This window comes from Arthrobacter sp. sptzw32 (assembly GCF_059089735.1).
Window position 1 is genome coordinate 245701 of sequence record NZ_JBNHEZ010000002.1, and the last position, 21206, is coordinate 266906.

Here is a 21206-nt window from a genome sequence, read left to right on the forward strand (position 1 = left end):
TATCCAGAATAGCCCCTGAAGCTGGGTGTCAGCCCATAGAGTCGAGAAGGGCATCCACTCGATCATCGACGCTGCGAAACGGGTCCTTGCAAAGGATGGTCTGGTGGGCGCGGTCGTTCAGTTTCAGGTGAACCCAGTCCACGGTGTAATCTCGGCCCAACTCCTGCGCCCGCCGGACAAAGTCACCACGAAGCTTAGCGCGGGTGGTTTGGGGCGGCGCGTCAACTGCATCCTTGACTACAGTGTCGTCCACAATGCGCCGTGCCGCCCCCCGGGACTGCAGCAGGTAGAAGAGCCCGCGGCTGCGGGAGATGTCGTGGTAGGTCAGGTCGAGCTGGGCTATCCGGGGTGCGTCCAGGCCAAGTCCGTGCCGTTCCCGGTAGTTGTCCATCAGCTTCTTTTTGATGGCCCAGTCAATCTCCGTGTCGATGCTTCGGGTGTCGCCGCTTTCGATCGCCTTCAGCGTTCGCTCCCAAAGGTCGAGGATCACAGGAACGTGGGGGTTATGGGCGCCGTTTTCCCTGACGAACGCTGTTACTTTTGTCAGGTACTCCTGCTGGATCTCCAAAGCGGTGAGCTGGCGCCCGTTGGCGAGCCGGACCAGTGCACGGCCGCTGAGGTCGTGGGAGATTTCGCGGATGCTGCGGATGGGATTTTCCATCCGCATGTCCCGCATGATGACCCCGGCCTCGATCATTCTCAGCACCAGGTCCACTGTGCCCACCTTCATCAGGGCGGTGGCTTCAGACATGTTGGAGTCGCCAACGATCACATGGAGGCGGCGATAAAACTCGGCATCCGCGTGCGGCTCATCACGGGTGTTGATGATGGGACGGGACCGGGTGGTGGCTGAAGAAACCCCTTCCCAGATGTGGTCTGCACGCTGGGAAAAAGCGAAGGTTGCCCCGTGGGGGGTCTTCAGGATCTTTCCCGCGCCGGCGACGAGTTGCCTGGTGACCAGGAAGGGGATCAGGATTTCGGCCAGCCGGGAAAACTCGCCCCTGCGGGGAATGAGGTAGTTTTCGTGGCTGCCGTAGGAGTTCCCGGCGGAGTCCGTGTTGTTCTTGAACAGGTAGACGGTGCCGTTGAAACCTTCAGCTGCCAGGCGTGCCTGCGCCTCGTCCACGAGGTCGTCGAGGATCAGCTCTCCGGCACGGTCGTGGGCGATCAATTGCGCAAGGTCGTCGCACTCGGCCGTGGCGTACTCGGGATGGGATCCCACGTCGAGGTACAGCCTGGAGCCGTTCGTGAGGAAAACGTTGGATGAACGGCCCCAGCTGACCACCTTCCGGAAGAGATAGCGGGCCACCTCCTCCGGGGCAAGAGGCCTCGAGTCGGGGCTGGAATAGGAGATTCCGAATTCCGTTTCGATGCCGAAGATTCTCTTGTCCATCTCTCCTCCTAGGCCAGCAGTGCAGTGATATCTGCGTCGTCAAGCCGGCGGAAGGCGCGCCGCGAGCCCCGCGAGTTCTCCGACGACCTGTCCAGGACGGCCACTTCCACAGCCTTCGCGGGCAGTGCCTTCGGCTGCTCACCAAATTCGGCGGCCGGAACCAGCGCGCCCATGGCCAGGCGCAGGGCGTCGGCAAAGCTCAACGAACTGCGCCAGCCTTCCTCGATGGCCGCGGACACCTTGTCTGCCTGCCCGCCCATCACTACAAACTGGTGTTCGTCGGCGATTGAACCGTCGAAGGTAAGGCGGTAAAGGTGGTCCTCCGCCTGGGTGGGGCCTACCTCGGCTACTGCGAGTTCAACCTCGAACGGCTTCTGCTCGGCAGTGAAAACAGCGCCGAGGCTTTGTGCGTAGACGCTGGCGAGGCCACGGGCCGTGACATCCTCGCGGTCATAGGAGTAACCCCGGACGTCGGCGTACCGGACGCCTGCCTGCCGAAGGCTTTCGAATTCGTTGTATTTTCCGACGGCGGCGAACGCGATTTTGTCGTAAATTTCGCCGATTTTATGCAGGGATGGCGATGGGTTCTCGGCCACGAGCGCAATGCCGTCGGCGCAACTGATGACGGCAACGGACCTGCCCCGGGCTATCCCTTTCCGTGCGAAATCCGCGCGGTCCTTCATCAGCTGTTCGGGCGATACGTAAAACTGCTGCGTCATCTCAGGCCTCCCGTCCGGCGCTGGTGCGGGCCTCGATGACATCAGTGGCAGCCGCAGCCAGCACGTTCTCAGCCACCCGCCGTGCCCCGGCGCGGTCCACGGTGTAGATGACTGGCCACAACCGCCGGACCGTGTCCGGTCCTCCGGTGGCCGAATCGTCGTCGGCCGCGTCATAGAGCGCCTCGACGGCGACAGAGACTGCTTCCGCCTCACTCAGGTTTGGCCGCCACAGCTTCTTCAGGGCTCCCCGGGCGAAAACGGACCCGGAGCCGACTGTATGGTGTTCGTGTTCCTCGTACCTGCCGCCGGTGACGTCGTAGGAGAAAAGCCTTCCCACCCCGGCGCTGGTGTCGAACCCGGCGAAGAGCGGCACGACGGCGAGTCCCTGCATGGCGAGGGGGAGGTTGCCGCGGATCATCGCTCCGAGCCTGTTGGCTTTGCCTTCCAGGCTGAGGAGGGTGCCTTCGATTTTTTCGTAGTGTTCCAGTTCCACCTGGAACAGGCGGGTGAGGTCAATCGCTATCCCCGCAGTGCCGGCGATGCCCAGTACCGAGTACCGGTCAGCGGGGAAGACTTTTTCGATGTGCCTGCTGGCAATCACGTTGCCCATGGTGGCCCGCCGGTCCCCGGCCATCAGCACACCGCCGGCGTAGCTCATGGCCACAATGGTGGTGGCATGCGGAACCTGCAGCGGTGCGCCCCCTGGCACACCGGCCTGGACTCCCCTGTTGTAGGGCAGGAGTTCGGGCCGGTCCCGCTGCAGATGTTCCGTAAAGGACGAGGTGGCGTTGGCGGCTACCTGGTGGGCGGTTGATTCCTGCACTCATGCACTCCTTGAACGTAATTCTTCAACGTCGGTACAGATTCCGGCCGTCCGCGGCTTCCGCCACCTGCCGGGTCCGGGTTACTGACCGCCTTTTTGTACGAATGCGCGCACGAACTCCTCGGCGTTCGATTCGAGCACTCCGTCGATCTCGTCGAGGAGGTCGTCCACGCCTTCGGTTGATGCTGATGCCTGCGCTTCGGGCGGCGCGGGCGGGGCCTCGGGAATGTCCTCGTCGACCTGGCTGTCGCGCGATTGCGGCTGCTGCTGCTCCTGGCCTGCCATTGTTACCTCTCCCTTTCCTGCCGCCGGATCCGGCGGATCCTCCGATATGCCCATCCTGCCACGATGCAGGCCGTCCGGCGCGGTTTACGCCGCAGGCGGAGCGGTATTGTGTCCCAGCAGTTCCGCGAGGAACGGGCCTGCTTCCCGGTAGCGCTGGAACAACGCTCCGGTCAGGGCTTTGGTTCCCCGGAGCGGTTCCCTGGTGGGCACCCGTTGAAGCCTTCCGTATCCGGGGACGTCGAAGATCACGGAGTCCCAGCTGGCCCCCACCACGTCCTTGCCGAAGGTGCTGATGCACTTTCCCCGGAAGAACGCACGGGTGTCCGCCGGTGGCTCGCCCACGGCAGCGGCGATGGCGGCGTCGTCGACAATCCTGTCCATCCGGTTCCTGGCGAGGAACCTGTAGTACAGGCCCTTCTCCGGCCTGATGTCAGCCCACTGCAGGTCAATAAGGCCAAGCCGGGCATCATTCCACTCCAGCGAGTCGCGGTCCCGGTAACCCTCAAGGAGTGAAAGCTTGGCCAGCCACTCCACCGAACTGGCCGCCGCGGCCCTGTCGTTGTCCAGTTGCGTGAGGACAGTGGCCCAGCGCTCCAGGACGTGATGGGTGTGTCCGTCCCCGTCGACGGCATCGCCAACACCGGTGTCCTGCGCCAGCTTTGCCGCCGCTTCGTGGTAGATCCACTGGAGGTCCAAGGCCGTCACCCGCCGGCCGTCCAGCAGCCGCATCGTCGCGGTGAGGGACGTATCGTGGCTCACTGCCTGCAGGGCGGCAACCGGCTCGTAGACCTCGATTTTCGGGGCAAGCCCCGCTTCGATCAGGCTGAGGACCATCGCCGTAGTTCCGAACTTGAGGTAGTTGGAGACCTGGCTGAGGTTGGCGTCGCCAATGATGACGTGCAGGCGCCGGTACTTATCTGCCGTCGAGTGCGGCTCGTCCCTGGTGTTGATGATGGGGCGCCGGATGGTGGTTTCCAGGCCCACTTCGGCTTCGAAGAAGTCGGCGCGCTGGCTGATCTGGTAGCCGGGAGTGGAAGCGTCCTGGCCAATTCCCACCCTGCCGGACCCGCAGAGGATCTGGCGGCTGATGAAAAAGGGCGTCAGCCCGCGGACAATGTCTCCGAACGGAACCGAGCGGGGCATGAGGTAGTTCTCATGGGACCCGTAGGACACCGATTTGTTGTCCGTGTTGTTCTTGTAGAGATTCACCGGCGGCAGGTCCGGGTCCGCTGCCAGGCGACGGACGGTGGCCAGGGCAACGAGGTCACCGGCGGCGTCCCACGTGACGGCGTCCCGGGGATTTGTCACCTCGGGGCTTGAATACTCCGGATGGGCGTGGTCAACGTACAGCCTGGCACCATTGCCCAACACCATGTTCATCAGGAGAGTGCCGGACTCGTCCTGCCCGTCGAGCTCCAGTTCCTCCCTGCCATAGGCCAGCGCGACTGCCTCCGCGTCCAGCACTGGCGGCTGGTCAGTCAGCTGGCTGGGGTGGGCAGAGCTCCGGTCCACGGTCCAGCCCCTCGCGTCATGGAGGGGCTCCTCGTCCGTATAGTCCCACCGCGTTTCCGCTCCGCCCGCCGCGCGCTGGCGGGTCACCTGGGCGTATGCCTGGACCACCCGTGCGCTCATCATTGTGGCGTTGGCCGTCGGGGCGGACGGTGCATGGATGCCGTACTCGGTTTCTGCTCCCATCACCCGCATGGCCCCGCCCGCGGGGAGGGCGCCCCCGGCGGCCGGCTCCGGCGCAGCCGTCACAGATACTGCCCTGTGGTCGGCATTGTTTCAATGGACTTTCCGGGCTCCTGGCCGGCCTTGCCCTGGACGATGGTGCGGATGTAGGTGATCCGTTCGCCCTTCTTGCCGGAGATCCTGGCCCAGTCGTCCGGGTTTGTGGTGTTGGGCATGTCCTCATGTTCGCGGAATTCATCCACCACTGCCCTGAGCAGGTGCTCGATCCGCAGCCCCTTTTGCTGCGTGGTCAGCAGGTCCTTGATGGCGTACTTCTTGGCGCGGTCCACCACGTTCTGCACCACGGCACCGGAGTTGAAGTCCTTGAAGTAGAGCATTTCGGTGTCACCGTTGGCATAGGTGACTTCCAGGAACTCGTTGGACTTGTCCGTTGAGTACATGGCTTCCACCGTGCGCTGGACCATGGCATCCACCGTGGCCTGCACGTCGCCATCGTGCTCGGCGAGGTCAGACTCGTGGAACGGCAGATCGGTAGTGATGTACTTGTTGAAGATGTCCGCAGCGGCCTCGGCGTCCGGGCGGTGGATTTTGACCTTGACGTCCAGCCGGCCGGGGCGAAGGATGGCCGGGTCAATCATGTCCTCGCGGTTGGATGCGCCGATCACGATGACGTTGTCCAGCCGCTCCACGCCGTCAATCTCGCTCAGCAGCTGGGGCACGATGGTTGTTTCGACGTCGGAGGAGATTCCGGTGCCTCGGGTGCGGAACAGCGAATCCATCTCGTCGAAAAACACCACGACGGGGCTGCCGTCCGACGCCTTTTCACGGGCGCGGGAGAAGATGAGACGGATGTGGCGCTCTGTCTCGCCGACGTACTTATCCAGCAGTTCCGGGCCTTTGATGTTCAGGAAGTAGCTTTTCAGGTCCACGTTTCCGGAACGTTCGGCGGCGCGGGCAGCGAGGGAGTTGGCGACAGCCTTGGCAATGAGGGTCTTACCGCAGCCGGGCGGGCCGTACAGCAGGATGCCCTTGGGCGCCTTCAGGCCATGTTCCCGGTAGAGGTCCGGGTGCAGGAACGGCAGTTCGACGGCGTCGCGGATTTGCTCGATCTGAGGTCCCAGCCCGCCGATGTCCTCATAGGTGATATCCGGGACTTCCTCCAGAACCAGGTTTTCAACCTCGGACCGGGGCACCTTTTCGAGTGCGTACCCGGTTCTTGAGTCGATGGAGAGGGCGTCGCCTACGCGCAGCTTTTCGGCCAGGAGCGCACCGGACAGCCGGACCACACGCTCCTCATCGGCACGTCCCACCACGAGGACACGGTCGGAGCCGAGCATCTCCTTCAGGGTGGCCAGCTCGCCTGCCCGCTCGTAGCCGAGTCCGGCCACGATGAGGAGCGCCTCGTTAAGAAGGACCTCCTGGCCCACGGCCAGCTGGTTGATGTTCACCAGCGGGCTGATGCCAACACGCATTTTCCTGCCGGCGTTGAAGATGTCCGCTGATTCTTCCGTGGCCGCCTGACCGCTGCTGCCCGGGGAGGGCTGCCTGCGCGGGTTCAGCTGAAGGATGGTGCCGAAGCTGTAAGGAGGTTGTCCTTCCTGGTCCAAGGCGTTCTTGAGCCGGAGAATCTCGGCCTTCGCGGCTTCGAGCATCGTGACCAGCTTGGAATTGTTCTGCGTCGCCGCAGCCAATTGGCGGTCAATGTGCCTGAGCTTGTCCCGGAGGATGTTGACCTGGCGGTCCGCAACCGAGAGGTCGTTGGCGGCAGACTGCTCTGCCGGTGTACGTCCGGAGTCCTGGTTTGGCGTCTCCATGATGTATCAGCCCCTTCCTGCGCTTCTATTAAGACCTTAGTCCCAAGATGGCAGGTAAGGAGGGAGACTCCCGAAATATGGACTAGTTCGTGACCTCCGGTGTGTCCTTGACGTTCGTGCCCGCGATGGCATCGCGGGCGGCGCGCCGAAGCTTCTTGTCCGAAACCAGCCGCTCCCCCACGGCACCCGGCGTCCAGGCGTTGACGTCCTCGTCGTTGAAGTCTGTCTTTGATGGGCGCCGCTTGGTGGAGATGCCGGTGACGCCGTCGGCCAGCCGGCGTGTGACCAGCAGGAAGCCGGTGTGGGCCACCATGCGGTGGTCAGGGCGGACGGCGAGGCCCTCCAGGTGCCAGCCGCGCACCATGGATTCCCAGGCGTCGGGCTCCGTGAACCGGCCGTCGGCGCGGATGGCCTCCGCCGTCCGGGAGAGCTGGGTGACAGTTGCCACGTAGTTGATCCACACGCCGCCCGGCGCAAGGACCGTGGCCACAGCATCGAGGCACTCCCAGGGTGCGAGCATGTCAAGGACCACGCGGTCTACCGAACCGGGGGCCTCAGTGCGTACAACTTCCTCCTGGAAGTCCCCCAGGGAAATCTGCCATGCAGGGTGCGGGCCGCCAAAGATCGTCTCGACGTTTCCGCGGGCGATGTCGGCGAACTCTTCACGCCGTTCGAAGGAGTGCAGGTAGCCGTTGTCGCCCACGGCCCGCAGCAGCGAGATGGACAGTGCGCCGGAGCCGACGCCCGCTTCCACTACCCGGGCGCCGGGAAAGATGTCCGCCATGGTGACGATCTGCCCGGCGTCCTTTGGGTACACCACAGCAGCGCCGCGGGGCATGGACAGGACGAAATCCGAGAGCAGGGGGCGCAGGGTCTGGTACTGCTGGCCGACGTTGTTCACCACTACCGAACCGTCGGGCTTGCCGATGATCTCATCGTGGTTCAGGAAGCCACGGTGGGTATGGAAGGCGCCGCCGCTTTCGAGGGTGACCGTGTTCATGCGTCCCCGCTCATCGGTCAATTGGACACGTTCGCCCTCACGGAAGGGTCCACGGCGACGGGCAGCGCCCACCGGCTGCGAGCCGCTGGCGGCAACACCGGACTGGGCTGCTGCTGTGGCTTCGTTGACGGCAGTTTCGCTGCTCATGATTTTCCTCGCTCCTGTAAAACTGTTGTGCCCCGCGGAAACGTCCCTTAGGACAGTGTGGCTTCTGCGGCGGCAATGCACGACCGGCAGGTAACTCTACCGGTTCCGGCCCTGCGGTTCCCTACCGGGTTGCCGGCTCTTGCCGGTTATGGCTGACAGCACTGCGTCCTGGGAGAGCAGCCCGGTTACCCTGCCGTTGTGGTCCACCACGGCGTAGTCCCGCCCTTCGAGCTGGGAGAGGAAGTGGAGGAGTTCCTGTCCTTTGGACCACTCCGGCACGTAAGCGCCCGCGGCAAGGGCATAGGAAACAGCGGTAATGGGAGTTGCCGCGGCCGCCGCAGCTGGAACCGATGCCAGGGCGGAAGGATCAACCACGGCCTCCGGGCGTCCGTCAAGGCCGCAGACCACCACCGCTGTTGTGCCCGGAGCGCCGAGGCGAAGGGCGTCCTGGACTGAGGAGGTGGCAGGCAGCCCGGTGGCCGGCGTTGACAACCCTGCGGCGCTTACCAGGTGAAGCCGCCCGCGCAGCGTGCCCTGCTGGATGGAAGCCGAGGCGCCCATCCATAGGAATCCGGCCACCAGGACAGTGATCATGAGCAGGCTGAAGTCGGGCGCGTCACCGGCCAGCAGCGGCCGCAGGATAAACCAGTAGCCGATGGCAACGACGATCAGGCGTCCGCCCCATCCTGCTGCCACGGTTCCCTTGGCCTGGCTGCCGGTGGCTTTCCACACGGCGGATTCCACCAGCCTGCCCCCGTCCAGCGGAAGACCCGGCAGTACGTTGAAGATGGCGATGAGGAAGTTTGCCCACATGAAGATGTTTGTGAGGATTTCGGCGACGCTGCCCAGTGCGGCGCCACTCAGCAGCAGCCAGGCACCTGCGGCGAGGATGAAATTCGCGGCCGGGCCGGCAAGGGCCACCAGGACGGACCGTCCGGGGGTGGCGGTGAAGCTTTCGAACTGGGTGTGCCCGCCCCAAAGGTTGAGCACAATTTTTTGGGTTGGCCACCCGTAAATTTTGGCGGTCAGGGCGTGGGCGAGTTCGTGCACCAGGACCGAGATGAGCAGCAGGACCGCATAAGCGAAAGCGACGACGTAGGCGCTGGCACCCAGGGCCGGGTTGCTCCGGTCAAGGACTGGTCCGTAAACGATCACCGTGAAGGCGGCGATGAGGAACCACGAATAAGCGAGGACTACAGGGACACCGGCAATCCTGCCCAAGGGAATTCCTTCACGGCGGGCCGGAGGTGCTGCCTCAGTCATGGGCAGCCACCGGAATTCCCGCCGGTACTGCAGCAGACGCTACTGCCGCGCGGGCCGTCACCAGGTCCTCCAAATCAGCCAGGGAGCGTCCCGCCAGGGATTCCCACAGCGTGTACCGGCTGTCCTCAGGCAGCGGAACAATGTGGGGAATGGCAATGGTTGCCACCCCGGACGCCACTGCCGCCGCCACGCCCGGTTCCGAATCTTCCAGCGCCACACAGTGGTGGATGGCAAGGTCCGGGTCCTCTTCCTGAAGGAGGTCCACCGCTTTCAGGTAGGCCTCGGGGTGCGGCTTTCCCTGCGACACGGTATCCCCCGTGACCACCACCTCGAAGTACGGCCGCGGCAGGCTGGCCACCACCTCCCGGGCGAGCGGCCCTTCAGACATGGTGACAAGGGCGCACCTGACACCAGCCAGGTGAAGGTCTTCCAGGAGCTCCCGGGCACCCGGACGCCACGGCACACTCTTCCTGACGCTGGCCACCACTTCAGCGGTGAGGGTGTCGATGATCTGGCGGATCTCCAGATCGACGCCGGCCTGCTGGAGGAGGCCGGCAGAGAATGTCAGGGATTGTCCTACCAGCTGCATGGCCTGTTCATGGGACCAGGTGCCCCCATGGGCCTCCACCAGGGCGTGCTCAGCCGCTATCCAGTAGGGCTCCGTATCCACGATAGTGCCATCCATGTCCCAGAGGACGGCTTTGAGCGGGGTACTGGAGGCTGGCAGTCGCATGCCCCCAGTCTACGGGGACAGTCTGGACGGGGGTTGTGGCTACGCCGTCGGCGAATACGGCGGGTTTGCTGCCGTCCGGCGGGATTAAGCCGCACTTTTCGGCGCTTCATTCAATGCAACACCCCGCTCCTTGGACGTAGGGTGAAGAAATGAATAGCTTCGAGGGAGACACCACCGAACCGGGTGCCGGACCTGCCCGTGAGCGGTTCCTGCAGCCGGTGGCTGAGGGGCAGCGAGTCACAGTGATGCTGGCCGCCTTTGAAGGCTGGAACGACGCCGGGGAGGCAGCAAGCGACTCACTTCGATACCTTAACAAGCTGTGGGGCGGCAAGAAGGTTGCCTCCATAGACGCCGACGAGTACTACGATTTCCAGTTCACCCGCCCCACAGTGCGGAGGAACGCGGCAGGTGAGCGCAAGATCAAGTGGCCCTCCACCAGGATCTACAAGGCCAGCGCCCCGGGTTCAAACGTGGACGTCATTTTTGTCCAGGGAACCGAGCCGTCCTATAAATGGCGCGCGTACACTGCGGAACTCCTGGTGCATGCAGAAGCACTCAACGTGGACTACGTGGTGCTGGTGGGGGCCCTGCTGGCAGATGTTCCGCACAGCAGGCCCATTCCGGTGAGCACGTCCTCCGACGATGCGCCGCTGCGGGAACGCATGAACCTGGAAGCTTCTCAGTACGAAGGCCCGGTGGGAATTGTTGGAGTACTTTCTGAGGTCTCGCTCTTGGCAGGCATCCCCACGGTCTCGCTCTGGGCCGCGGTTCCGCACTATGTGGCCCAGGCGCCGTCGCCCAAAGCGCAACTTGCCCTCCTGCACCGGATAGAGGAGCTGCTCCAGGTTCCGCTGGACACCCACGAGCTGGCTGAGGAAGCCGACGCGTGGGAGCGGGGCGTGGACGAATTGGCCACTGAAGATCCCGAGATCGCCGCCTACGTCCGCCAGCTTGAAGAGGCAAAGGACACGGCAGATCTTCCGGAAGCGACAGGGGAGTCCATTGCCCGCGAGTTTGAGCGTTACCTCAAGCGTCGCGGGCAGGACAGGCCGTAGGGCCCCGCCGCTGTGGCTGCCCGGTAAGGCCGGCCGCTGGAGCGGCCCCGGCGGCCGGCTTCGTTAGATGCGGATGCCAAGAAGGGCATCGACGGCGTCACGCACCAATACCTGGTCCTCGCCGCTCACGGGGCCAGCTGTGGAGTTGGCCTTGCCTGCCCAGCGCGAAACGGCCGCGACAGCCGCGGGAGCGTCAAGATCTCCAGCCAGCGCGGCGCGCATCTCCGCGATGAGGGCAGGGGCCGAACCGGCGGGAGCCTGGCTGAGTGCCTTGCGCCATTCGGCCAGGGCCGCTTTGGCGGCCTCAAAACCCTCGTCGGTCCAGGACCAGTCCGAACGGTAGTGGTGGGCGAGGATGGCGAGGCGGATGGCTGCCGGGTCCTCCCCTGCTGCGCGCAGCTTCGAAACCAGCACCAGGTTGCCCTTGGATTTGCTCATCTTTTCGCCGTCCAGTCCCACCATTCCGGCGTGGGCGTAGTGCCTGGCCAGCGGAACCCCGGCCAGTGAGAAGGCGTGGCCGGCACCCATCTCGTGGTGCGGGAAGATCAGGTCCGAACCGCCACCCTGCACGGTGAAGGGCGCTGGCAGGTACTTCTGGGCGATGACGGTACATTCAATGTGCCAGCCCGGCCTGCCGGGCCCCAGGCTTCCGCCGGGCCAGCTCGGTTCGCCTTCGCGCTCCACCCGCCACAGCAGGGGGTCCAGCGCCTGGCGCTTTCCGGACCTCCCCGGATCACCACCGCGTTCAGCGAAGAGCTCCAGCATCTCGCTCTCCGAAAGGCCGGAAATCGATCCCAGGGACCACGCATCCGGCGAGGAGGATTGCTTGCCCGCCGCTTCGACGTCGTAATAAACGTCGCCGTCCGGCTCGCCGTTGATGCCCTGCACCTTGTACGCCAGCCCCAGGCTGACGAGCCGTTCCACCTCAGGCACGATCAGGGAGATGGATTCGACGGCGCCGATGTAGTGGTCAGGGGCGAGGACGTTCAGCGCTTCCATGTCCGTTCGGAAAAGCTCGATCTGGCTCGCCGCCAGGTCCCGCCAGTCAACCCCGGTGGCCGTGGCGCGTTCCAGCAGAGGATCATCAACATCGGTGACGTTCTGCACATAGGACACGTCATGGCCGCCGTCCCGCCAAACCCGGTTGAGGAGGTCGAACGCCACGTAGCTGGCGGCATGGCCCATATGCGTGGCGTCGTACGGTGTGATGCCGCAGACGTACATGGAAGGCTGGCCGTCTGTTTCCAGGGCAACCTCCCGGCCCACTGCGGTATCGAACAACCGGACGGCCGGCATGCTGCCGGGCACGTCGGGAACAGGGCGGGAGATCCAGGATTTCACAGGTCAAGCCTAGTGCTAGGCACTGATGACATTGAAACCGAGAAGAAGGTACAGGGCCAGGCCCAGCAAGATCCGGTACCAGACAAACAGGCGGTAGCTGCGGGTGGAGACAAACTTCAGGAACCAGCCGATGATGATGTACCCCACCACCAGGGCGATCCCGGTGGCCAGTGCTGTTTCCGGCAAGCCATAGGGGCCGCTGATGCCTTCCCTGGACACAGTTTTGTAGAGCTGGAAGAGCCCGCTGCCGAACACCGCGGGTATGGCAAGCAGGAAGGAGTACCGTGCGGCGGCTTCGCGGGTGTAGCCCATCAGGAGGCCTGCAGTGATGGTGCCGCCGGACCTGGAAACGCCCGGGATGAGCGCCATGGCCTGGGCGAATCCGTAGAGGATGCCGTGTTTGTACGTCAGCTTGCTGAGGTCCCGTTCCTGCTTGCCTACTGCGTCCGCGACGGCAAGGAACAGGCCGAACACGATCAGCATGGTGGCGACGATCCACATGCTGCGGAGCACTGATTCGATCTGGTCCTGGAACAGCAAACCCAGGACCACGATGGGCAGGCTGCCCAGGATCACGAGCCAGCCCATCCTAGCGTCTGGGTCCTGCCTTGAAACTTTTCCGGCCAGGGAACCGGCCCAAGCCTTGACAATCCGGACAATATCCCGCCAGAAGTAAATGACTACTGCTGTTTCAGTGCCCAGCTGGGTGATGGCGGTGAAGGCTGCACCAGGGTCAGCGGCGTTGGGCAGAAACTGCCCCACGATCCGCAGATGGGCGCTTGAAGAAATCGGTAGAAATTCGGTCAGTCCCTGCACAAGGCCCAGCAGGGCCGCCTCAAACCAGTTCACGCTAAGACCCTACGGCATGGGCAGTGCCGGTTCTGCCCGTAAGCTTGCTGCTATGCAGCAGCGTTACGTCGGCAACAGTGGATTGCGAGTTTCCGCCCTGTCCCTTGGCACCATGTCCTGGGCCGGCGATACCGACGAACAGGACGCCTCGGAGCTGCTGCGAACCTTCCTGAATGCAGGCGGCCGGCACGTCGATACCGCTGCGTCCTATGCCGGCGGACGGTCGGAGGCAATGATCGGGTCCATGCTGGGCGATGTGGTTGCCCGCACGGAGATTTCCATTTCCACCAAAGCCGGATTGACCACGCCCGATGGCCGGCGCGGTGTGGACACGTCACGGAACGCAATGCTCACCGGTCTGGAGGCCAGCCTGGCAAGGCTAGGAACGGACTACGTTGACATTTGGTTCGCCCAGGCCTGGGACGGCAACGTTCCACTGGAGGAAACTTTGTCTGCGTTGGAGTACGCCGTCAGGACCGGCAGGGCCAGGTACGCCGGCGTGTCGAATTTCAACGGCTGGCAGGCGGCCAAAGCTGCGGCCGTCGCAGGGTTTCCCCTTGTGGCTGCCCAGGCCGAGTACTCGTTCCTGCAGCGCTGGCCCGAAGCAGAGCTGATCCCGGCCATCGAGGACGCAGGGCTGGGTTTGATGGCGTGGGCACCGTTGGGCCGTGGCGTTCTGACCGGTAAGTACCGCGGGAGTATTCCTGCCGGTTCCCGTGGAGCATCTGCCGGCGAAGCGGGTTACGTCGAGCCTTACCTTGACGGAAGAGCTTCCAGGACGGTTGAGGCTGTGTGCATGGCGGCAAAAGGACTGGGCCGGACCCCGCAGGATGTATCGCTGAGCTGGCTGCTGTCCCAGCATGGTGTGGCCACGGCGATTGTAGGCCCGCGCACGCCGGCGCAGCTGAAGGAGATTCTGGATGCCCAGCTGACGCCGCTGCCCCCGGAGATCGCTTGTGCCCTTGAGGACGCCTCAGCCCCTTACTAGGGTTGGCCCGCGGCTCCGCGCCTGTGGCCCGCCGGGTCCGCGCGTTTAGTCAGACGTTGCGGTCCTCGACAATTTCGAGATCCTCGTCATCAACGTCGGCTTCCTCTTCTTCGTCGTCCTCGTCATCAAAGACTTGGAGCGGCGTGACCTCGTTGTAGGCCTCGTAAAGTGCGTCCTCGTAGACTTCGAAAGCATCGGCGACTGCGAAAAACGCCGCCTCCACGGTGGGGTCCCCATCTCCGCGGCGGTTCGAAGCTGCTATAAGGTGTTCTTCCAAAGCGGTTGTCAAGGACTGAAGCGCGACACGCGGATCGATGCTCATGCCTTCACGTTAGCCGGAAAAGGACGAAAATGGAGAGCAAATGAAGGAACAATTTCTCACCAGCTCGGTCCAGCGGGAACGGGATTATGCCAGGCAGTACGAGTACCTTGTACTGACGGTCAGCCCTGTCGATTCACTGCACGAGGCCAGGCGGCGGCTGGTGGAACACTCCGAATACGGAAAGTGGGAGCTGCAGCGCAGCAAGCTGTACGTCGGCGGCGGCCGGCGGTTCTGGCTCCGCCGGCGCGTCATCCAGGTCCAGCGGACCGTCTAGGAAGTCAAGGCTCCCGCGGACCGTCGCCAACGAGATCCGGCCTGAAACCTCTACTCCTCCAGCGGCCCAAGCCAGGCTGTGGCCACCGTGTTGTGGGCCGATTCGTCGTCCGAGGGATGGAACATGCCGGCGAGGACGTCCCGGTAAAGCCGTTCCAGTTCAGAGCCACTGAAATAGCTTGATCCGCCGCTAACGCGGATTGCGAGGTCAACAACGCGGCGGGCCGTTTCTGTTGCATTGACCTTCAGGCCCACGAGCTTCGGAAACCACTGCGGGCCATGGTCGGCGAGGGCATCGATGTCCGAAGTTACCGAGGACAGCTGCGGATATAAGTTGTCCATGGCCATTGCGGCTTCCGCCACCTTCCAGCGGATGTCCGGGTCCTGGGCGTAGCTCCGCCCGCCGTTTTTGAAGGACGTCCGGCGCTTCACAGTTTCGACCCCTACCGCCAGCGCCCGCTCCCCCAGCCCGGTGTAGACGGCGGCCAGCAACGTCTCGAAGCACGCGAAGATAGCGAAGATCAGAGGATCGCGGTTTGGCCCCACAGGAAGCTTGCGGAAGATGCGGTCGCCGGGCACGTGGACGCCCTCCAGCACTGTCGTACTGGACTGGCTGGCCCGCATACCCAGGGTGTCCCAGTCGTCCAGGACGCGGTAGCCGGCTGTTTCCCTGGAAATGAAGCCATGCACAAGTTCCCCGTCACCGCCTCTGGCCAACGGGTCTTTGCCGAAGATTCCCAGCCTGGTCCACGCGGGCGACAGGCTGGTGAAGATCTTCGTTCCCGTGAAGGTGTAGCCGCCGCCTTGCTGCGGCTCTGCCACCGTGCGGGAATCAAACAGGACCGAATCGTTCCCTGCTTCGGAGTTACCGAACGCGAAGACTTCGCCCTGGGCGGCTTCCTTGAGGACAAAGTCGAGGAAATCATCGCCACGTGCCTGAAGGACATGCGCGACGCCGGTCCACACCAGGTGCATGTTGACCGCCAACGCGGTGGCAGGCGCAGCCGTTGCCAGCCTCCGCTGGCACTGCGCCGCCGCTTCGAGCCCAAGTCCCTTGCCGCCGTCGGCCGCGGGGACGAAAAGCTTCAGGTACCCTGCCTCGGTGAGTTCCTGCAGGTCCTCGTGGAAGAACGCATTGTCCCTGTCGTATCCTGCGGCGCGGGCACGGATCCGTTCCAGAAGGGCGTCCGGCAATACGTCTTCCGGGGTCATGGTCCGGCCTCTCAGTAGTTCGTGAGCAGGGTATTGAGCACCCTGGCGCCGAATTTGAGGGAATCGGCTGGAACGCGCTCGTCCACGCCGTGGAACATGCCGGTGAAGTCCAGATCGTCCGGCAGCATCAGCGGCGCGAAACCGTAACCGGTAATGCCGAGCCTGCTGAGGGACTTGTTGTCCGTGCCGCCGGAGAGTGTGTAGGGCAGCACCTTCGCGCCTGGGTCCTCAGAGTGCAGGGCGTCGATCATGGAGTCCACCAGGTTTCCGGCAAAGGGCACCTCGAGGGACACGTCGTTGTGGACATAACTGACGTCCACCCCGGTTCCGGCCAGCTCCTTGACCTTTTCCAGGACGTGTTCCTCCTGCCCGGGCAGCGTACGGCAGTCAATGAGGGCCTCTGCGGATTCGGGGATGACGTTGTGCTTGTAGCCGCCCTTGACGAGCGTGGGATTGGTGGTGTTCTGCAGGGTTGCACCGACAAACCGGGCCACGGTTCCGAGCTGGTTCAGCAGGAGGTCGGGATTATCGGCGTCGAACTCCACCCCCGTGAGTTCGGTCACGCCGTCCAGGAACTGCCGGGTGGTGGGTGTCAGCTCAATCGGCCAGTTGTATTCGCCGATGCGGGTCACAGCAGCGGCGAGGCGGGTAACCGCGTTGTCGGTGTTAATCTGGGAGCCGTGGCCGGCCCTGCCGTGGGCTACCAGGCGCAGCCAGGAGATGCCCTTCTCCGCGGTCTGGAGCAGATAGGTGCGCTGCCCGCCGATGGTTGCCGAAAATCCGCCCACCTCCGAGATGGCCTCGGTTGCCCCGTCGAAGAGCTCCGGCCGCTTGTCCACGGCGTAACGGGCACCGTATACGCCCCCGGCTTCCTCGTCAGCGAAAAAGGCAAAGACAATATCCCGCTTGGGCTTCCTGCCCGTGCGGGCAAAGCCCCGCAGGACGGCGAGGATCATGGCGTCCATGTCTTTCATGTCGACGGCGCCGCGGCCCCAGATGAGGCCATCCTTCAGTTCTGCTCCGAACGGGTCCACCGACCACTGGTCGCGGAGGGCGGGAACCACGTCAAGGTGGCCGTGCACCACGAGTGCGCTGGCGGAAGGGTCTTCGCCGGCCAGCCGGGTGACCACATTTGCCCGGCCCGGAGCGGACTCGAAGATCTCGGCCTCCATGCCTACTTCCTCGATGAGTCCGGCAGCGTATTCTGCCGCGGCCCGCTCCCCCGGCCCGGAACCGTCACCGAAGTTGGAAGTATCAATGCGGATGAGTTCCTGGCAGATACGGACGACTTCATCCTCGGGCAGGACATCAGGCATTGAGGGCTCCTCACTGGAACAAGCAGTTTGCAGGGCTGAATAGCTGCCCTCAGCCTACCCACTTGGCCCGATTCGTTGTTCCCGGAAAGTTCGTGTTAGAGTTTTTCTCGCTGCTTCGGAGAAACGCGAAACGCTGAAGGCGGAACGGTTCCCGAAATACCACCTGCGCGGGTGGCGGAATGGCAGACGCGCTAGCTTGAGGTGCTAGTCCTCGAAAGGGGGTGGGGGTTCAAGTCCCCCTCCGCGCACAAACGGAAGCCCCGGAAAATCACTGATTTTCCGGGGCTTCTTTGTGTCCCCACTAAGATTGACGTCTCCAAGGCTTTGGGCTGGTGATTGAGGCCTAGGTTCACGGCACAGTTACCCACTCATCCGTGAAATCGGAGAAGGGCGGTTCAGCGGGGCAGTTAATGGACGTGGCAGTTATCGTGCCTGTCTCTGTCTCGTACCGGACGCAGGCACTAACGGTGCGTTGCTTGCCCCACCAACCGCCGCTGGTCGTCAAATGCTTCCGGTAGTAGTGCTCCGTGTAGAAGTCGCCGTCGGAGTCCCAGCCGTGGGCGTAGTGACCGAAGATCGGTCCTTCAAGTAGCGAAGCGACCAAGCCCGTGTCGGCCGTATCCGTAGCCGCTGTGAACTTGGTGAACCAGCCCTTGCCCTCAACGGCCTGTTCCCGGATGGCGCTACGGCCCATTTCCTCGATGCTCGGCGCGGCACATGCGGACACGGACAGCAACAGAGTGCCCGCTGCGGCGAGCTTCACGACACGTACCATTCTTCCCCCAACGAAGAGTGGGGCCCAGCCTACCTGTCATTGTTATGAGAGAGCCTGCGAGGTAGTTCAGTCCCTCTTAGTGGGCAACGTCATTTTCTCGTTTTACCGGAACGTGCCCTTTCCCACCTGAAGCTGGGTCTCTCCCGGCTCTGGGGTTTCTTGACCTACATCTTCAAGTACCGGCAGAGCGTCGCCCTGGACCAGAACGGTCTTAGAAGTCGGAGGCCAGTAGAGTCGGTTCATGACATGGCGGTTGCCACATGAGTCTTAGCTACCCTCCGTGGACGTTGGCCGCGGTTTGCGTCATGGTCCCCGGACTGACACTGCTGGTGTTCAACCTGGCCGACCCTATAGTCCACCTGCTGCCTTGGTACGCGGCTGTTTACCTGTTGATCGGGGCATGCATTTTCGGGCCCACGAGAAAGGCTCCCTCGCTTCGGCAGGCCGTGGCGTTCCTGCTTCCCGGCACCCTGCTCGTGCCGCTGGCGCTGACGAACGTCGGATTCTGGGCTGGGGCTGGCTGCTCGGACTCCCGGCTTGGGGGCTGGCTGCTCGGACTCCCGGCTTGGGGGCTGCTGTTGACCCGGTGGACTCGGGAGAGCCCGCTCTCGGCAGTTCAGGTGCTGAAGTTCCTGGGGCTGCTGTTGCTGGGTATGACGATCTACACGCTGAACATCATGTACCCCTTCCCCAGCTTTGGCCTGTTCCTGCTACCCCTCATTCCCCTCATCAGACTGGCCACCGCGGAGTACCGGGCCAGGCCGCTGCAGGTCGGCGTTGAAATTCTCCTGGCTACCGCTGCAGTCGCATTCGCTATTCCCGCCCCGGAGGGTTCGTGGTCCTCGCCGTGGGTATACGCCGGAGGGGCTGCGACGGCAGGACTCATGATCGCCTACTGGGCCTGGCGCCTCCCCCGGGGACCCCGGCATATGCAACTCAATAATGGTGCAGTCGTCTAGGTTCAGCGATGCAGTTAAACACCCACACATTGGCGGCGAGTCCGCTACGAATACCCCACGGACTTGCGCACCCGATCCTAAGCCGGCTTCGTATTGGTCCAGCCCATGCGAATGGCTATGAACGGGATGTAAGGCCGCGCTCAGCGAACGGGGCGCGCCATTCCGATGCCCGGTCGCCGGTCGCCGGATGAAGTGGCTGCTCGTAGTGGCTCACCCAAAACTTCGCCCGGAGGATGCGGAGTTTCAGCCGGGCCTTTTAGCGGCACGGTCCTAAGCTGTCGCCATGCACCCCTTAGTGGCGGTCGGCTTGGTGTTTTTTACCGCACTTGCCTGGATGGGCACAATACTCACCATGCTCGTGTTCCTTTCGAAAGCCCGACGGCGACCGCCGGCTGTAATCCGGAACGTGGAGATCCAAAGCTTCAAAAATAAAAGTGCCGCCTAGACACTGGTTGGTGCCACCTGACGCAGGTCAGCCAAGGGCCACTGGTACTGTGTAGCCCGCCGCCGCGGACACACTTGCCAGCTCGCGTAGCCTAGGTCCAACGACTATTGGCGGTAGCAGTGAATTTAAGTCCGGCCTTTGGTGTTCTCGGTGCTCTATAAGCGGTCTTCACGATCATCATGGCCGTCCTGGCGGTGTACGCCCTCGTCCTGGCCATTGTGTTCCTGCGGCTGCGGATTGCCGAGCTGAAGAGGTCCGTCCCCGGGCACGGACAGTCCCATGGAGCGACGCGCAGACTTTAGCGTGAAGGCATGAGTTTCGCGAGTGCCGCGGCCGCTAGGCGCGAGGCGCGAGGCCTATTTGCTCGTAAGTTTTCAGTAAAACGGACAGTGCGCTTGTTTAACCGCAAATGCGGCCGCGCCCCTTCTATGCACGAGCACGATTTGGCGTGGTTGAGCCAGTGGAATTTTGGCATCTTGGGTGAGACAAAACGGTAAGAAGAAGTGCGAAAATTTAGCGGTTTTCCCTTAGGACGACGCGCTGGGACCGGGGTTCAAGTCCCCCTCCGCGCACAGAAAGAAGCCCCGGAACATCACTGGTTCTCCGGGGCTTCTTTGTGTCTCCGTAACTGGGTGCCGGGGCCCCAGACGACTCAGCCGCTGATGAGCTCCTTGACCGGCCCTTCGTGCACCGCAAGATAGACCGCGTCCCGAATCTGGTTAGCCTGGACGTCTGTCATCGTCCCGCTGAGGCTGCGCAGGACAAGCCTTACCAATGCGTTGGCCTGCCCATCGCCGATCTGCAGCCGGTCCTGGACTCGCTTGGGGAGCTCCTGGCACTGGGTCAGGGCCAACAGGTCTACCGATTCCAGGTTTTCGGCCTGATCACCAAGTGCTGTCCGCACCTGATCACCGAGCAACTCGGCGTCGGTGTCCGCCGGAACAACAACGGAAATATCCCTGCGGATAGCGGGCATCCGCGACACCGGCCTCCATCGGGACAGGTCCAACATCTGCTGTTGAATCCGCTCGTCCTCCGCCCTCAGCAGCCTGATGTCCGGGATGCCTTTGCGAAGCATCAGGGCCCGGTCCAGGCCCATGCCCAGGGCCAGCCCCGCCCACCGCTCAGGATCCAAACCGGCTTCCGAAAGGAGGTGCGGTGCCATCAGCCCGCACTCGGCGAGCTCGAGCCAATGGCCGTCCAACAGGACGTCTACCTGCAGCCCACGCGTGGTGTACGGGTGGGCTGCCGGCGAGGCGCGCCAGTGTGCTCCCGGAAGTACCGCCTGGACCAAGGACGCGATCATGTCCTGCAGGTCGCGCGAGGTTAGTCGTTTGCCCGATTTCACGCGCCACAGGTCAACCTGATGAGGCGTTCCCACGTGGGTGTGGTCAATGGCATCGCGACGGTAAACCAGGCCCGGTATGACCCAGAGTTCGTCCGATTGCGCGTCGGGATCCAGCGACCGCAGGAGTGACGGTATGGAAGCGGAAGTGTGGCTTCGGAGCATAACGGTGGGGCTGACGTAACGGGAGTACCGCTGGTCCCGGGTGACATCCAAGGGGCTGAACCCCAACAGATCGTAGTTGTGTGCCACGCTCACCAGAGGGCTGTGGCGAACCACACGCTCGGGCACTTTCCAGCGAGAGGAGAGCGCTGCGGTCACTCCTTGAAGGAGGTCCTGCATCGCGTGAGGTTGATGAGCGGAGTTAGTGAGATCCCGGATAGTCAGGGCTTGATGAAGTTCAGCGGGAGTGAGATAAGTGGGCACTGTTGGTCCTTGGGTTTTGGCTGGAAAGGGT

The 21206-nt window shown here is 63.4% G+C and carries 20 protein-coding genes and 1 tRNA gene; 5 read left to right on the plus strand and 16 right to left on the minus strand.

Translation table 11 applies throughout. From position 1 onward, the window contains the following. Positions 1-28: 28 nt before the first annotated feature. The 9 genes from pafA to AC5RVN_RS04710 form a co-directional block, all read right to left on the minus strand. Positions 29-1393 (minus strand): Pup--protein ligase, encoded by a 1365-nt coding sequence (pafA, locus tag AC5RVN_RS04670; protein WP_494039703.1) that lies wholly within the window; start codon positions 1391-1393, stop codon positions 29-31. 8 nt (positions 1394-1401) lie between these two features. Next, complete coding sequence (gene prcA, locus AC5RVN_RS04675) at positions 1402-2112, minus strand: proteasome subunit alpha (RefSeq protein WP_494137212.1); 711 nt, start codon at positions 2110-2112, stop codon at positions 1402-1404. 1 nt (position 2113) lies between these two features. After that, positions 2114-2935 carry a proteasome subunit beta gene (prcB, locus tag AC5RVN_RS04680; protein WP_494137213.1) on the minus strand — a complete coding sequence of 274 codons (822 nt, stop codon included), beginning with the start codon at positions 2933-2935 and terminating at the stop codon, positions 2114-2116. Between the two features lie 81 nt (positions 2936-3016). Continuing rightward, positions 3017-3220 (minus strand): ubiquitin-like protein Pup, encoded by a 204-nt coding sequence (locus tag AC5RVN_RS04685; protein WP_015937113.1) that lies wholly within the window; start codon positions 3218-3220, stop codon positions 3017-3019. An 84-nt stretch (positions 3221-3304) separates the two neighbouring features. After that, positions 3305-4978: a depupylase/deamidase Dop gene (gene dop, locus AC5RVN_RS04690; RefSeq protein WP_494039700.1), complete on the minus strand. Its 1674-nt coding sequence runs from the start codon at positions 4976-4978 to the stop codon at positions 3305-3307. Then, positions 4975-6726 (minus strand): proteasome ATPase, encoded by a 1752-nt coding sequence (gene arc / locus AC5RVN_RS04695; RefSeq protein WP_494039699.1) that lies wholly within the window; start codon positions 6724-6726, stop codon positions 4975-4977. Before arc ends, dop begins: the two co-directional genes overlap by 4 nt. An 82-nt stretch (positions 6727-6808) precedes the next feature. After that, entirely contained in the window at positions 6809-7873 is a 1065-nt protein-coding gene (locus AC5RVN_RS04700) for a tRNA (adenine-N1)-methyltransferase (RefSeq protein WP_494039698.1), read from the minus strand. 96 nt (positions 7874-7969) lie between these two features. Beyond that, entirely contained in the window at positions 7970-9136 is a 1167-nt protein-coding gene (locus AC5RVN_RS04705) for a site-2 protease family protein (protein ID WP_494137214.1), read from the minus strand. Then, complete coding sequence (locus tag AC5RVN_RS04710) at positions 9129-9869, minus strand: HAD family hydrolase (RefSeq protein WP_494137215.1); 741 nt, start codon at positions 9867-9869, stop codon at positions 9129-9131. The genes AC5RVN_RS04705 and AC5RVN_RS04710 overlap by 8 nt, the downstream gene beginning before the upstream one ends. Before the next feature lie 149 nt (positions 9870-10018). On the opposite strand from AC5RVN_RS04710, the gene AC5RVN_RS04715 reads away from it, so the two are divergent. Continuing rightward, positions 10019-10924: a PAC2 family protein gene (locus tag AC5RVN_RS04715; RefSeq protein ID WP_494039695.1), complete on the plus strand. Its 906-nt coding sequence runs from the start codon at positions 10019-10021 to the stop codon at positions 10922-10924. 63 nt (positions 10925-10987) lie between these two features. Here AC5RVN_RS04715 and mshC read toward each other — a convergent pair whose 3' ends face one another. Then, the gene (gene mshC, locus AC5RVN_RS04720) at positions 10988-12265 is read right to left on the minus strand and encodes a cysteine--1-D-myo-inosityl 2-amino-2-deoxy-alpha-D-glucopyranoside ligase (RefSeq protein ID WP_494137216.1); all 1278 of its coding nucleotides are present in this window, start codon (positions 12263-12265) and stop codon (positions 10988-10990) included. A gap of 15 nt (positions 12266-12280) precedes the next feature. Next, entirely contained in the window at positions 12281-13114 is an 834-nt protein-coding gene (locus AC5RVN_RS04725; RefSeq protein ID WP_494039693.1) for an undecaprenyl-diphosphate phosphatase, read from the minus strand. A gap of 52 nt (positions 13115-13166) precedes the next feature. On the opposite strand from AC5RVN_RS04725, the gene AC5RVN_RS04730 reads away from it, so the two are divergent. Beyond that, on the plus strand, positions 13167-14102 hold the full coding sequence (locus AC5RVN_RS04730) for an aldo/keto reductase (RefSeq protein ID WP_494137217.1): 936 nt from the start codon (positions 13167-13169) through the stop codon (positions 14100-14102). Positions 14103-14151: 49 nt separating this feature from the next. Here AC5RVN_RS04730 and AC5RVN_RS04735 read toward each other — a convergent pair whose 3' ends face one another. Further along, positions 14152-14424, minus strand: coding sequence for a hypothetical protein (locus AC5RVN_RS04735; protein ID WP_494137218.1), 273 nt, complete (start codon positions 14422-14424; stop codon positions 14152-14154). A 40-nt stretch (positions 14425-14464) separates the two neighbouring features. On the opposite strand from AC5RVN_RS04735, the gene AC5RVN_RS04740 reads away from it, so the two are divergent. Beyond that, positions 14465-14698: a DUF5703 family protein gene (locus AC5RVN_RS04740; RefSeq protein ID WP_494039690.1), complete on the plus strand. Its 234-nt coding sequence runs from the start codon at positions 14465-14467 to the stop codon at positions 14696-14698. Between the two features lie 50 nt (positions 14699-14748). On the opposite strand, the gene AC5RVN_RS04745 is transcribed toward AC5RVN_RS04740, so the two are convergent. Next, a complete protein-coding gene (locus AC5RVN_RS04745) occupies positions 14749-15909 on the minus strand; it encodes an acyl-CoA dehydrogenase family protein (protein WP_494137219.1) in 1161 nt (386 codons plus the stop codon). Between the two features lie 11 nt (positions 15910-15920). Continuing rightward, positions 15921-17225, minus strand: coding sequence for a M20/M25/M40 family metallo-hydrolase (locus AC5RVN_RS04750; protein ID WP_494039688.1), 1305 nt, complete (start codon positions 17223-17225; stop codon positions 15921-15923). 165 nt (positions 17226-17390) lie between these two features. Here AC5RVN_RS04750 and AC5RVN_RS04755 point away from each other — a divergent pair. Beyond that, positions 17391-17473 (plus strand) — tRNA-Leu (locus tag AC5RVN_RS04755). A 101-nt stretch (positions 17474-17574) separates the two neighbouring features. Here AC5RVN_RS04755 and AC5RVN_RS04760 read toward each other — a convergent pair. Beyond that, on the minus strand, positions 17575-17988 hold the full coding sequence (locus tag AC5RVN_RS04760; protein ID WP_494137220.1) for a hypothetical protein: 414 nt from the start codon (positions 17986-17988) through the stop codon (positions 17575-17577). A gap of 272 nt (positions 17989-18260) precedes the next feature. Between AC5RVN_RS04760 and AC5RVN_RS04765 the strand changes: the two genes are divergently transcribed. After that, positions 18261-18959 carry a hypothetical protein gene (locus tag AC5RVN_RS04765; RefSeq protein WP_494137221.1) on the plus strand — a complete coding sequence of 233 codons (699 nt, stop codon included), beginning with the start codon at positions 18261-18263 and terminating at the stop codon, positions 18957-18959. A gap of 1097 nt (positions 18960-20056) precedes the next feature. Here the strand turns inward: AC5RVN_RS04765 and srmL are convergent. Further along, a complete protein-coding gene (gene srmL / locus AC5RVN_RS04770) occupies positions 20057-21175 on the minus strand; it encodes a PheS-related mystery ligase SrmL (protein ID WP_494137222.1) in 1119 nt (372 codons plus the stop codon). Positions 21176-21206 lie beyond the last annotated feature (31 nt).

Coding starts and splice junctions, on each gene's coding strand:
- pafA (WP_494039703.1), bottom strand. CDS start 1,393: ATGGACAAGAGAATCTTCGGCATCGAAACGGAATTCGGAATCTCCTAT.
- prcA (WP_494137212.1), bottom strand. CDS start 2,112: ATGACGCAGCAGTTTTACGTATCGCCCGAACAGCTGATGAAGGACCGC.
- AC5RVN_RS04685 (WP_015937113.1), bottom strand. CDS start 3,220: ATGGCAGGCCAGGAGCAGCAGCAGCCGCAATCGCGCGACAGCCAGGTC.
- arc (WP_494039699.1), bottom strand. CDS start 6,726: ATGGAGACGCCAAACCAGGACTCCGGACGTACACCGGCAGAGCAGTCT.
- AC5RVN_RS04700 (WP_494039698.1), bottom strand. CDS start 7,873: ATGAGCAGCGAAACTGCCGTCAACGAAGCCACAGCAGCAGCCCAGTCC.
- AC5RVN_RS04705 (WP_494137214.1), bottom strand. CDS start 9,136: ATGACTGAGGCAGCACCTCCGGCCCGCCGTGAAGGAATTCCCTTGGGC.
- AC5RVN_RS04710 (WP_494137215.1), bottom strand. CDS start 9,869: ATGCGACTGCCAGCCTCCAGTACCCCGCTCAAAGCCGTCCTCTGGGAC.
- AC5RVN_RS04715 (WP_494039695.1), top strand. CDS start 10,019: ATGAATAGCTTCGAGGGAGACACCACCGAACCGGGTGCCGGACCTGCC.
- AC5RVN_RS04730 (WP_494137217.1), top strand. CDS start 13,167: ATGCAGCAGCGTTACGTCGGCAACAGTGGATTGCGAGTTTCCGCCCTG.
- AC5RVN_RS04735 (WP_494137218.1), bottom strand. CDS start 14,424: ATGAGCATCGATCCGCGTGTCGCGCTTCAGTCCTTGACAACCGCTTTG.
- AC5RVN_RS04740 (WP_494039690.1), top strand. CDS start 14,465: ATGAAGGAACAATTTCTCACCAGCTCGGTCCAGCGGGAACGGGATTAT.
- AC5RVN_RS04745 (WP_494137219.1), bottom strand. CDS start 15,909: ATGACCCCGGAAGACGTATTGCCGGACGCCCTTCTGGAACGGATCCGT.
- AC5RVN_RS04750 (WP_494039688.1), bottom strand. CDS start 17,225: ATGCCTGATGTCCTGCCCGAGGATGAAGTCGTCCGTATCTGCCAGGAA.
- AC5RVN_RS04765 (WP_494137221.1), top strand. CDS start 18,261: ATGAGTCTTAGCTACCCTCCGTGGACGTTGGCCGCGGTTTGCGTCATG.